At 63.1% G+C, this 12,256-nt stretch carries 11 protein-coding genes; 1 reads left to right on the top strand and 10 read right to left on the bottom strand.

Annotated elements, in window-relative coordinates; genetic code table 11:
* Nucleotides 1-88: 88 nt before the first annotated feature.
* Entirely contained in the window at nucleotides 89-241 is a 153-nt protein-coding gene (locus tag LQK84_RS09155) for a hypothetical protein (protein ID WP_230828402.1), read from the bottom strand.
* A 219-nt stretch (nucleotides 242-460) separates the two neighbouring features.
* Between LQK84_RS09155 and LQK84_RS09150 the strand changes: the two genes are divergently transcribed.
* Nucleotides 461-2,293 (top strand): aminopeptidase P family protein, encoded by a 1,833-nt coding sequence (locus LQK84_RS09150; RefSeq protein ID WP_230828401.1) that lies wholly within the window; start codon nucleotides 461-463, stop codon nucleotides 2,291-2,293.
* A gap of 48 nt (nucleotides 2,294-2,341) precedes the next feature.
* Here the strand turns inward: LQK84_RS09150 and LQK84_RS09145 are convergent, their stop codons facing one another.
* From LQK84_RS09145 to LQK84_RS09105, 9 genes are all read right to left on the bottom strand, one after another.
* Complete coding sequence (locus tag LQK84_RS09145; protein ID WP_230828400.1) at nucleotides 2,342-2,653, bottom strand: AzlD family protein; 312 nt, start codon at nucleotides 2,651-2,653, stop codon at nucleotides 2,342-2,344.
* Between the two features lie 2 nt (nucleotides 2,654-2,655).
* Nucleotides 2,656-3,363, bottom strand: coding sequence for an AzlC family ABC transporter permease (locus LQK84_RS09140; RefSeq protein WP_230828399.1), 708 nt, complete (start codon nucleotides 3,361-3,363; stop codon nucleotides 2,656-2,658).
* A gap of 92 nt (nucleotides 3,364-3,455) precedes the next feature.
* Nucleotides 3,456-4,529, bottom strand: a complete 1,074-nt coding sequence (locus tag LQK84_RS09135) for a sensor histidine kinase (RefSeq protein WP_230828398.1) — start codon at nucleotides 4,527-4,529, stop codon at nucleotides 3,456-3,458.
* Entirely contained in the window at nucleotides 4,526-4,972 is a 447-nt protein-coding gene (locus LQK84_RS09130) for a response regulator (protein ID WP_230828397.1), read from the bottom strand. Before LQK84_RS09130 ends, LQK84_RS09135 begins: the two co-directional genes overlap by 4 nt.
* A 10-nt stretch (nucleotides 4,973-4,982) precedes the next feature.
* Nucleotides 4,983-7,067 carry a sensor histidine kinase gene (locus LQK84_RS09125; protein WP_230828396.1) on the bottom strand — a complete coding sequence of 695 codons (2,085 nt, stop codon included), beginning with the start codon at nucleotides 7,065-7,067 and terminating at the stop codon, nucleotides 4,983-4,985.
* Nucleotides 7,068-7,285: 218 nt separating this feature from the next.
* Nucleotides 7,286-9,442 (bottom strand): NAD-dependent DNA ligase LigA, encoded by a 2,157-nt coding sequence (gene ligA / locus LQK84_RS09120; protein ID WP_230828395.1) that lies wholly within the window; start codon nucleotides 9,440-9,442, stop codon nucleotides 7,286-7,288.
* Nucleotides 9,443-9,579: 137 nt separating this feature from the next.
* Nucleotides 9,580-10,392 (bottom strand): endonuclease/exonuclease/phosphatase family protein, encoded by an 813-nt coding sequence (locus LQK84_RS09115; protein WP_230828394.1) that lies wholly within the window; start codon nucleotides 10,390-10,392, stop codon nucleotides 9,580-9,582.
* An 18-nt stretch (nucleotides 10,393-10,410) separates the two neighbouring features.
* Nucleotides 10,411-11,853 (bottom strand): cardiolipin synthase, encoded by a 1,443-nt coding sequence (cls, locus tag LQK84_RS09110; protein WP_230828393.1) that lies wholly within the window; start codon nucleotides 11,851-11,853, stop codon nucleotides 10,411-10,413.
* A gap of 46 nt (nucleotides 11,854-11,899) precedes the next feature.
* Nucleotides 11,900-12,253 carry a DUF2442 domain-containing protein gene (locus LQK84_RS09105; RefSeq protein WP_230828392.1) on the bottom strand — a complete coding sequence of 118 codons (354 nt, stop codon included), beginning with the start codon at nucleotides 12,251-12,253 and terminating at the stop codon, nucleotides 11,900-11,902.
* Nucleotides 12,254-12,256: the final 3 nt, after the last annotated feature.

Raw genomic sequence — 12,256 nt, 5'->3', positions numbered from 1 at the left:
GGTGCCGGGAACAAACCAGTTTCGGCATGTTGCGAGAGATCTTGGGAGGAGGAGCGATCTCTGGCTACCGAAACAGGAACTTAAACTGTCAGAACGGGCCCATCCGCAGGCCTTCGCGCGACTTGCCGAGGGAATTGAGGGCGATGTCGTCCATGCCGGCGAGAACACGAGCAACAGAACGCTGAGCATGACGCTCGCGCGATGCGATCATGGTCTTCTTCACCGTCCAAAGCGTGGACATTTTCACTTCCCTTCGTTTCCGCAGCACTTCTGCTTCGTTCGTGATTTTTTTATAGCTCGAATTATTGCGCCGCAACACAGTCGATTGCTCATGGGAGCTATGCGTTTTTTGCATGATTTTAACTATCTGGTCAAAAATCGCCGTCGAACCCTGCCCTTGGCGTCGAGCGCCCGAATAAGATAAACCTCATGGCCACATCAAAAGTCGATCGGTTGCATCATGTTCCAGAGCTTTGAAACCACCGCCAGCCCAGCCAATGGCGCCCCCCGCGTCCGCGCCCTGCGCGAACATCTTGCAAGCCTCGGCGTCGATGGTTTCCTCGTGCCGCGCGCTGACGAGTTCCAGGGCGAATACGTGCCGGCCTCTGCCGAGCGCCTTTCCTGGCTCACCGGCTTCACGGGCTCGGCGGGTGCGGCACTCGTAGCCCCCGGCATCGCGGTCGTCTTTGTCGACGGTCGCTATGTCACGCAGCTTGCCCAGCAGACAGACCCGGCCGTCTTCACCCCCGGCGATCTCATCAAGGAGCCGCCGGCGGACTGGATCGCCAACAATGCGGGTCAGGGCTTCCGCCTCGGCATCGATCCGTGGCTGCACACCGTCTCGGAAGTTCGCAAGCTGAAGACCGCGCTGGAAAGCAAGGGCGGTGCGCTGGTCCTGCTGGCCGATAACCCGCTCGATACGCTCTGGACCGATCGCCCGGCCGAACCGCTCGGCCGCGTCACCATCCAGAAGCACCAGCATTCGGGCACGCTCGCCCGTGACAAGATCGCCGCCATCGCCGAAGGTCTGAGAGTGCGCGGCGCCGATGCCGTCCTGATCGCCGACCCGTCCTCCGTCGCCTGGGCCTTCAACATCCGCGGTTCGGACGTGCCGCACACCCCTCACCCGCTTGCCCGCGCGATCATCCATGCCGACGGGCTCGCCGAAATCTTCCTCGACGCCCGCAAGACCGGGATCGAGGAAAAGGCCTATCTCACCCAGATCTGCGAAATTCGCGAGCCGGCAGAGCTGGCCGAAACGCTGGGTGCCCTGGGCGCGCGCGGCGCGACTGTCGAAGTGGACGCCGGCATCGTTTCCTATGAACTCGTTCGCCTCATCGAGGCGGCGGGCGGCACGGTGTGCGAAGCGACCGACCCCTGCGCCCTGCCCCGCGCCACCAAGAACGAGGCAGAGCTTGCCGGCACCCGCACCGCCCATGTCCAGGACGGCGTGGCCATGGTCGAATTTCTCGCCTGGCTCGATGACGCGGAACCCGGTGCGATCACCGAGATCAAAGCCGTCGAAAGACTGGAAGCCTGCCGCCGCCGCGTTGGCGAGCGCATGCAGAACCCGCTGGCGGACATTTCCTTCGACACGATTTCCGGCGCCGGCCCGAACGGCGCCATCATTCATTATCGCGTGACAGGCGAAACGAACCGGCAGCTGGCGCCCGGCGAACTCTTCCTGGTCGATTCCGGCGGCCAGTATCGCAACGGCACCACCGACATCACCCGCACGGTCGCCATCGGCGCGGTCGGCGAGACGGAGAAGCGCTTCTTCACCCTCGTCCTGAAAGGCATGATCGGCATATCGACAGCCCGCTTCCCGGCCGGCTCCCGCGGCGTCGATCTCGATCCGCTCGCCCGCATCGCGCTCTGGAAGGCGGGCGCCGACTATGGTCACGGCACCGGCCACGGCGTCGGCTCCTATCTGTCGGTGCATGAGGGGCCACAGCGGATTTCCCGCGCCGCCATGCAGGAACTGCTGCCCGGCATGATCCTCTCCAACGAGCCCGGCTATTACAGGCCCGGCGCCTTCGGCATCCGCATCGAAAACCTGATTGTTGTCGAGGCCGCCACGGACATTGCCGGCGGCGACCGGCCGATGCTCGGCTTCGAGACGATTACATGGTGCCCGATCGACCGGCGGCTCATCCTGCCCGCGCTGATGACGCGCGAGGAACTGGACTGGCTCAACGCCTATCATGCGAGCACGCGGGAAAAGCTGATGCCGCTGATCGAGGATGAAAAGGTCCGCGGCTGGCTGGCCCGGGCAACCGCTCCGATTGCCTGATAACGTCAGGATCGGATCATCCGAAAAGAGAGATATCCGGCATTCGAATCAAAGAACGAAATGCCGGATGCCCATTGCCACGGCCCAGCCGATGGCAATCAGCGTCAACCCCGAAAAGCGCAGTCCCGCGAGGAGCGAAACGATAAGGGCAACGGCCGTCTCCGGCCCGCCCGTCAGCGCGGCAGGCGCCACCAGCGTCGTCAGCACGGCCGCCGGCACGGCGTTCAACCCCGCCTCCACGCGCGGCGGAATGGTCTTGAAGCGCTTGATCAGCAGATAGCCGCCGATGCGGGTGAGATAAGTCGCAACTGCGCCACCAAGGATGATCAACAGCATTTCGGGCCGGAACATCGTCTCCATGGTCAGCCCTCCTCGATTTCGGAATGCGTGCCCGGCGGCAGCGGCATCAGCGCGGCAACGATGATGCCGGCAACGGCGCCGATGCTGACATGCCAGGGCGAACCGACGAACTTGACCGCAGCCATGGAGGCAAGCGAACTCGCAATCACCACCGGCAGCCAGTTGGCACGCTTGCGGAAACCCATGACGAGGCCGAGGAAATAGATCGGCAGCAGCACATCGAGCCCGATCGACTTGGGGTCGCCGATGAAGGCGCCAAGCACGCAGCCGGCATAGGTCAGGGCGAGCCACGGCAGATAGAGCCCGATCCCGAGCCCCATGACCCAGCCGAAGGTGATCGGCTCGCCGGAATGCGCCTGACGCTCGATCTCGGCATAATGCGGGTCGGTCAGCAGGAAGAAATTGGCCGCCTTCTGCCACGGCGACAGCAGCTCGATATGTCGTGCAATCGCCGCCGAATAGAGGATATGCCGGAAATTGACGGCCAGGATCGATAGGATCACCACCCAGGCCGGCAGATGCTGGTCAAAGAGATTGACGCCGACGAGCTGGCTGGCCCCCGCATAGATCACGGCGCTCATCAGCACCGCTTCACCGGTGCTCATGCCATGCTGAATGGCCACCGCTCCGAAGAGCACGCCGAATGGAGAGGCCGAGACGATGATCGGCGCAATCCGCCTGAGCCCGGCCTTGAAGTCATCGATGAACATGCCGCCACCTTGCTGGAAAGTGTTCTTAAGACAACCCATCCAACGCGCGTACAAGTCAATTCGCTTGATGAACGCTCAAATTTTTTTGAGCATCAGGCGGCGCTGAGCGTGAAACGGAAGATGCTGCCGCCGGAAGGCCGACCCTCGCACCAGATCCGCCCGCCATGGCGCTCGACGATCTTGCGGCAGATCGCGAGCCCCAGCCCCGTCCCCTCGATCTCCGACTGCCGATGCAGCCGGCTGAACGGCTGGAAGATCATGTGTTGCTGCGCCGGCGGCACACCGATCCCGTTGTCGGCGATCGACACGGTGATCATCTCGCCGTCGGTTTCCGCCGCAATCGAAACCTCGGGCCGCGCTGCCCCGCAATATTTGAGACTGTTGCCGACGAGGTTCTGGAAGAGTTGTGTGAGCAGCGAAAGGTTTCCCCGCGCCAGCGGCAGGCGCCCGCAGGTGATTTCGGCATCCCGCGCCGCGATCTCGCCGGCGAGGTTGGAAAGGCAGCCCTCCACGGCGCCGTCCAGCGGGATGACCGACACCTCGATCGGCTTGTCGCTCATCGTATAGTGCTGCAGCGTGTTGATCAGGTCTTCCATCCGCCGGGCCGTCGCCAGCAAGCGGTCGCGATTGACGCTCAGCTGCTCGCGATTGTCCTCGTCCAGATCGCGTTCGATGAACTGGAGGAGATAGCGGATCTGGTGGATCGGCGTCTTGAGGTCATGCGCGAGAACTTGGCCGAAGCGCTCAAGCTCCTCGCGCTGATCGGCAACGATCCGTTCCAGCTCGGCCTTGCGCAGCGCGTTCTGGATCACATGCGCCAGATAACTCTCCGAGAGTTGCGATTTCGGCACGTAATCGGCCGCCCCGAGCTTGATCGCCTCGCTGGCGATCAGCTCGTCCCCCTGCCCGGTCACCATGATGATCGGCAGGTGCGGGTGCTGATCCCGCAGCGCAACGATCCCCTTGAGCCCATTGCCGCCCGGCATGCGGTAATCGATGATGGCGCAGTCATAAAGGTGCGCAGCGCAGGCCGCCTCCGCCTCCTTCAGGTCCATCGCGTCGTCGATCTCGCAGACCAGCCCGCAGGCGCGGATCAGCCGCCGCAACTGCATGCGGTCGCCATCGTCGTCGTCGGCGATGAGGAGCCGAAGCTTTCCACTATTCATGTCGGCAGTTCCACGATCTTCCAGAAGCTGTCGATCATGCCGACGAGGTTCAGGAAATCGACGCCCGCGTTCTGCTTCACGATATAGCCGGCGACATTGAGGTCGTAGGCCGCCGCCATGTCTTCCTCGCGCTTCGAGGTGGTGAGCAGGAAGGCCACGGTGCGGCGCAGATCCGGATCCGCGCGCAGGGCCCGGATGAATTCGATGCCGTTCATTCGCGGCATGTTGAGATCGACCAGAAGCAGGATCGGCGGACGCGGCTGCGTGCTCTTGCCCTCGCCCTTCAGATAGGCCAGCGCCTCCACGCCGTCCTGCGCGCGAATGATAGGATTGCCGATATTGGCCTTGGCGAAGGCGCGGATCAGTGCCTTGGCATCGCCGTCATCATCCTCGACAAGGAGGATCTTGACGTCGGTCGTGCCCGATCGTGCATAAAGTGCCATAGCGCCTCCCCTATGCCTCGTCCCGAACGGACCGGGGATAGGTGAAGGCAAAAATGCTCCCCCTCTCGCCAGCCCGCTCGACAGAGAGGCTCATTCCCAGGACATCAATATGCTTGCGGACGATGGCCAGGCCCATGCCGCTGCCCTCGACGCGGTCGCGCGGGCGCAGGGTCTGGAACATCTTGAAAATCTGTTCGCGATACTCATCCGGGATGCCGGGTCCGTCGTCAATCACCGAGATCAGGTATGTGTCTTCTCGGGTCTGCGCCTTGACATGAATCTCTCCCGTCTCGCGGTCATGATGTTTCAGCGCATTGCCGATCAGGTTGATCAGGATCTGCTGCAGCGGCATGCGCGTCGCGGCAATGGCAAGGAAGGACGGATCGAAGGTCACGGTGAAACCGTCGCGCTGCGGCACAAGCGCCATCACCTCGTCGCGCAGCTCCGCCCCGTCGAGAACCTGGCGCCATTGCTCGTTCGTCTTGCGGCCGATCCGCGAATATTCGAGAAGATCGTCCAGCAGCCGGTCCATGCGCCGCACGCGGCTGCGCAGAAGCCCGAGATTCTCGCGGCTCTCCGCATCCAGCCGGTCGGCCAGATCCTCTTCCAGCCAGCTGGAGGCGTTTTCGATGACGCGCAACGGAGCCTTCAGGTCATGCGAGGCCACGAAGGCGAACTCGTCCAGCTCCCGATTGGAGCGGGCGAGCGCCTTGATCAGCCGTTCGCGCTCGGCCTCCGCCGCCTTGCGCGCCGAGATGTCACGGACGTTTCCGGTAAAGCTCCTCTGGCCGTTGACGATCGTCTCGCTGACGGAAAGCTCGGCCGGGAAGCGGGATCCGTCACGTCGCCGCGCAGTGACCTCCTGCACCTGGCCGATAACGTGGCGGATACCGGTCTTCTTGTAGCGTCCCAGATAGACTTCATGCGCGCCCTGGCCGCCGACGCCCATCAGCGTGTCGATGCCCTGGCCGATCAACTCGCCGGGCTTGTACTGGAACACCCGCTCGACCGCCGGGTTGTCCGAGAGGATGCGTCCCTCTTCATCGATCGAAATGATGGCGTCGAGCGCGCTGTCAATCACCGCACCCGAGCGGGCAGCCACATCGACGACATAGTCGGCAAAACGGCGCGAGGCGAGAAGCGCAACAAGCAACACGCCAATGAGGATTGCCGCCCCGATGACAAGCGTCTCGCGCCGCGCCTCCCAGGCCAGCGCCAGCAACCGGCTTTCCGGTTCCCGCAAGGCCACGCCGACAAAGCCGTAGGGCTGCTGGCCGCTGAAATAGCGTCGGACGATATAGGAGATCGCGCCATCCTGGCGGACCGCCGCTTCATTCTGGCCCGGGCCGATCGTCCGGGGGTCGATGAAACTGCTTGAACCCTCCTGATCATGCCGGAAGAAGCGCACGGTCTCGGAGTCCGCAAGGCGTTCCAGCCTGTCGCCGTCGCTGTTGAACAGGAGAATGTCACGCCGCGGCGGGGCATCACGCAGCACGCCGCTCAGCATCTTCACGTAGTCGACGTCGATGATGGCGAAACCGATCACCTTTCCCGCCGCATCCGGCACCGGATAGACCACGCGCCACACGGCCGGCCCCGCAAGCGCGGGACCATCCGATTTCGCCGGTATCTCGACATGCGAATAGTAGACAGCCCCCACAAGCGCCTCGGATGCGGCCTCCTTGAAGAACCGCTCGCCCGCAACCGAGGCAAGTTCCGCAGGAGCCACAGCCCTGGTCTCGATCCCGGTCTGGATCACCCGGACGACTTCCCGCCCACCGTCGAGCGCAACGACGCGAACCTGCAGATAGTCCGCCCGGCGCGCCAGAAGACGCCCGAAAACAAGGGCGGCGGCAGCCTGGAAACGCGCGTTGCCGGCATCCTGGATCAGCGCCGCGGCAAGTGGCGATTCCGCCGCAAAAGCCGCCTCGCGCTCAACCGCGCCATCGGCAAATTCCACCCGCTGGGCAAGAAGCCGCGTCTCGGAGGCAAGTCGCTCCATCGCCGTGTTGATCACCAGATCCACCGCGCGGCGATCGTAGAAGAACGCCACCACCGACACCGCGACAAACGCAATGCCCACAGACAGGACCATGATCCTTGTCTGCAACGAACGCGACAATTTCAGAGCGCGATTCGGCAAGTCTACCGCCCCCACGGCATGACGAAACAGACGACAGTGTTAGCCGACTGCGAGGGCGATGAATATCATGCCTTTTAGGGGTTATATATTTGACTTTTCTTATATTTAAGCAGTTGCGAAGACACGGGACGGCGTGCCGATCCCCATCGACGCCACCTTCCGTGAGCCCGTCACAGTCCCTTGATCAGGTCCAGCCAGCCGTCCTCGTCCATGACCTGAACGCCCAGTTCCTGCGCCTTGGCGAGCTTGGAACCCGCGCCCGGCCCGGCCACCAGAATATTGGTCTTCGACGACACCGATCCGGCGACCTTTGCGCCAAGGCTCTCAGCCTTGGCCTTGGCTTCATCGCGGGTGAACTTTTCGAGCGACCCGGTAAAGACGACCGTCTTGCCGGCAACCGGTGAGCCGGTCGTGTCGGCCACCGCCATCGGCTCGGGCGTGACCTCGGCCAACAGCCGGTCGATCACCTCGATATTGCGCGGCTCGTGGAAGAATTCGACCACGGCGCGGGCAACCACCTCGCCGATCCCGTCGATATTGTTGAGGTCGTTCCAGGCCTCGCCCGCAAACGTGCCGGCCGCCTGCATCGCCGCCAGAAACGCTTCGACCGTGCCATAGGACCGCGCGAGCAGCTTGGCCGTCGTCTCGCCGACATGGCGGATGCCGAGCGCGAAGATGAAGCGGTTGAGCGCGATCGAACGGCGCGAATTGATCGCGGCATAAAGCTTGGTGACGCTGGTCGCGCCCCAGCCATCGCGGTTTTCGAGCTTGGCCAGCGAGCCGCGCTGCCGCGCCTCCAGCGTGAAGATGTCGGGCGCCACGCGAATGGACAGCGCCGGATCGTCAGCCGTAAAGAAGAACTCCACCTGCTTCGTGCCCATCCCTTCGATGTCGAAGGCATTGCGGGAAACGAAATGGCGCAGATGTTCGATGGCCTGCGCCGAGCAGACGAAACCGCCGGTGCAGCGACGCACGCTGTCTTCCTTGCCGGTCTTTTCGTGGATCTCGCGCACCGCATGACTGCCGCAGACCGGGCATGTCCGCGGGAACTGATAGGGCCCCGCCCCTTCCGGCCGCTTCTCCAGGACGATATCGACGATCTGCGGAATGACGTCGCCGGCGCGCTGGACGATCACGGTGTCGCCGACGCGAATGTCGCGGCCCTCGCGGATCTTCTCGCCGGAATTGCCGATGCCCTTGATGTAATCCTCGTTGTGGAGCGTTGCATTGGTCACGACGACGCCACCGACGGTGATCGGACGAAGACGCGCGACGGGGGTCAGCGCGCCGGTGCGGCCAACCTGGATGTCGATGCCGAGAAGCTCGGTCGTCGCCTGCTCTGCCGGAAACTTGTGCGCCGTCGCCCAGCGCGGCGAGCGCGAGCGGAAGCCGAGACGCTCCTGAAGTTCGAGCCGGTCGACCTTGTAGACGACACCGTCGATATCGTAGTCGAGGCCGGCGCGCGCGAGGCCAATTTGGCGATAATGTTCAATGAGTTCCGCCGCAGAGTGGAATCGCTTCATCAGCGGATTGACCGGAAAGCCCCAGCGCTGGAAGACCTCGACATTGCCAAGCTGCGTTTCGGTCAGCGGCTCGGAAAGCTCGCCCCAGGCATAGGCGAAGAACCTCAGCTTGCGGCTCGCCGTCACCTTGGCGTCAAGCTGGCGCAGCGACCCGGCGGCGGTGTTGCGCGGGTTCACATAGGTCTGCTTGCCTTCCGCCTCCATCTGGGCGTTCAGCGCCATGAAGTCGCTCTTGGCCATATAGACCTCGCCGCGCACCTCGACGACGGCCGGCGCATCGGCGGGCAATTGCTGCGGGATTTCCGAGATCGTGCGGATGTTGGCGGTGACGTTCTCGCCCACCGCGCCATCGCCACGCGTGGCGGCGCTGACCATCTTCCCATTCTCGTAACGAATCGACATCGAAAGTCCGTCGATCTTCGGTTCCGAGGTGAAGGCGATGGAATTGTCCGGCAACCGGCCGAGGAAGCGATAGACGCTGGCGACGAAATCGGTCACGTCCTCATCGGTAAAGAGGTTGTCGAGCGACAGCATCGGCCGGGCATGGACGATCTGCTGGAAACCGGCGGCGGGCGCCGCCCCCACCCGGCGCGACGGACCATCCACGCGCACGAGATTGGGGAAAGCTTCCTCGATCGCCTCGTTGCGGCGCTTCAGCGCGTCATACTCGGCGTCCGTGATCTCCGGCTGGTCCTTGCCGTGATAGAGCGCGTCATGATGGGCCAATTCCCGGGCAAGACGCTCAAGCTCCTGAGCTGCCTGCTCTGCGGTCAGTTCCGCAACGGAAATCGGTTCGTTCGCCATGCCTGCCTCCAACGGGATTTGTGCCTTGTCTTAATGCGCCGGGCGAAAAAGTGGAGTCCGGTTTTTCGATAACCCGGCGCGGCAAACAAGAAACCAATTTCTGACGAATGAAAAGATGCCCTCGGCCGCCATCCCTGTCACGTCGTGGCAGCATCGAGATCGATGACGGCCGCCAGCGGCAGATGATCCGAGGCAAGCCGCGCCAGCGGCGTGTCATGCACGGCGATATTGGCGATCATGCCCCGGCGATTGCCGATGATGCGATCCAGCGACAGGACCGGCAATTGTGCCGGAAAACTCGGCAGCGCCGGCGGCAGAGGCCCCACAGCGGCCTCGAAATGCTTGAGCGCCGAGCGCTTGCCGAGCCGCCATTCGTTGAAGTCGCCCATGAGCAGCGTCGGACAGTCACCCCGTCGGGACATCAGCTCCAGCAGGAACTCCGCCTGCTGCTGGCGCGAGCGGCGCAGCAGCCCGAGATGGGCGGCGATGATCCTGAGCGCAGAGCCGTTGTCGAGTTCGAGTTCAGCCACCAGCGCGCCGCGCGGCTCCAGCCCCGGCAGCGCCACCTCATGCACATCCTTCAACGCCCCCTTGCGCACAAGGATGACATTGCCGCGCCAGCCATGCGATTTGCTGACCGTCTTCATCGGCACGGCGACAAGCCCAGTTTCGAGCCGCAGACGGGTGAGATCGAGAAGCCCGACGCGCTCGCCGAAGCGCATGTCGGCCTCCTGCAGCGCCATGACGTCCGGCCCGATCTCGCGGATCACATCCATGATCCGCCCGGGATCGAAGCGCCCGTCCGTGCCGACGCATTTGTGAACATTGTAGGAGGCGACGACCAGCTTGTCGTCGGCATCGCCAAACGCATGGCGAACGGACATTTCCGTCCGCTTGCGGCGCAGCGAAGAGACCAGGACCTCGGCGAGATTTCGATGTGTTTTCGTCACGGGATCACGCACGGGCCACTAGAGATAAGGGGAGGCAAGCCAGAAGATACGGTCAAGAAGCCGGATCGGAAAGGGTCGCTTGCGCAGCATCTCCTGCGTCACCTCGCTCGCGCCCTCCATCGCCTCGTCGAACCGAGCGTGAAGATCGCGCACGAACGCCCGGTCGTGCACTTCCATGTCGATCTCGAAATTGAGCCTCAGCGACCGCGAATCCATGTTGGAAGAGCCGATATAGGCCCATTTGTCGTCGACGATCATCAGCTTGGAATGGTTGAACACCGCACCAGCCTTGAAGATGCGGACACCGCTGCGGATCGTCTCGCCAAATTGCGCCGTCATCGCGCGCGCCACGACGCCGAGATTGTTCTTGGCCGGCACGATGATCTCCACCGCCACACCGCGCAGCGCTGCGGTCGCAATGGCTCCAAGAAGTATGCCGTCGGGCAGGAAATAGGGTGACATGATGCGAACAGAACGCTCGGCGACGGAAATTGCTCCCATGATGACCTTGTGATTGGTCTCGAGATTGGCATCCGGCCCGGAAACGACGACCCGCGTCATCATCGAAGCCTCATCCGACGGCTCGCCCTCCACCCGCCACGCATCACCCTCCAGCAATTCGCCGGTGTCGAAATGCCAGTCATCAGCCGCCACGGCGAGAAGATCGCCAACGATCGGTCCCGTGACACGGAAATGCGTGTCGAGCGCCGCACCCGGCCCGCTGAACGCCGCGCGGATGTTCATCCCACCCATGAAGCCGATCCTGCCGTCGATCACGGCGATCTTGCGGTGGGTGCGCAGGTTTGCGTAAGGCAGGCGCAGACCGACGATGACGTGACCATTGAAGTCAGCAACCGGAATGGCCCTGTCGCGCAGGTAAGGCACGATGCTGGGCACCGAATAGCGCGCGCCGACCGCATCGATCAGCACCCTCACCTCGACGCCCCGCTGCACGGCCGCCGCCAGCCGCTCGGCAATGCGCAGGCCGACGCGGTCGCGGTCGAAAATATAGGTTTCGAGAATGATGCTGCGCTCGGCCGTGTCGATCGCGGCACAGAGCGCATCATAGGTCTCGTCGCCGCTGGCCAGAACCGTGACCAGATTGCCGTCGCGAAGCGGCCCGGCAACCCGGTCGCCCAGCATTTTCAGCGCGCCGAAATGAGGGCCGAAGGCCATCTCGTAATCATCTTGCGACACCGGCAGCGAAACATGTCCACCCCGCAGCCTTTCATTGCGCAACGTGCCGCGCGCCATGATCGACTGCCGGCGCATCCGGTTGATGCCGGCCACCGCATAGATGACGGCGCCGAGAATGGGAGACAGGAGAATGACGCCGACCCAGCCGATCGCCGAGCGCACGTCCCGCTTGCTCATCGTCGCATGAATGGCCGCAACACCACCCATCAGGAAGGAAAGCACGAGGAGAATATGCGGCCAGTAGGTCGTCAGAACGGCATACACACGCGAACTCCTGGTAGATGGGCAAATGATCTCTTAGGGCTGAACTCTAGCTGTCGGAAGGGGCATAGAAACACTTCGCCTCCACCCACTCGTTTGCTTCCGTCTCTCGACCTCGGTCCGCTGCCATCTCGCGATAACCGTGCTCCAACCTATCTCTCAAACCAGAAGAGGTCAGCAAAAGCGCATAAAGTTCGGCGGGGTCGAGATCTGCCCCATTCGGCCAAACGACGGCACCGAAGGAATCGACGCGGGCACATGCAAAGAATGCCAGATCACGAAGCGGTTCAAACATGACACCGAAAAGCCGGTTCTTCAGTTCGACAACGCCGCACAGTCCACCATCAAAGATGCCTTGAAGCTCATATTCAGGCCTTGCGACCACATCCTTGAGCTTTCTCATCGT

Origin of the sequence: Rhizobium sp. C4, assembly GCF_021026315.1 — a bacterium.
In the GTDB taxonomy this organism is placed as follows: domain Bacteria; phylum Pseudomonadota; class Alphaproteobacteria; order Rhizobiales; family Rhizobiaceae; genus Ensifer_A.
The sequence above is the reverse complement of the archived record's forward strand: the minus strand, read 5'-3'. Positions and strand labels throughout refer to the sequence as shown.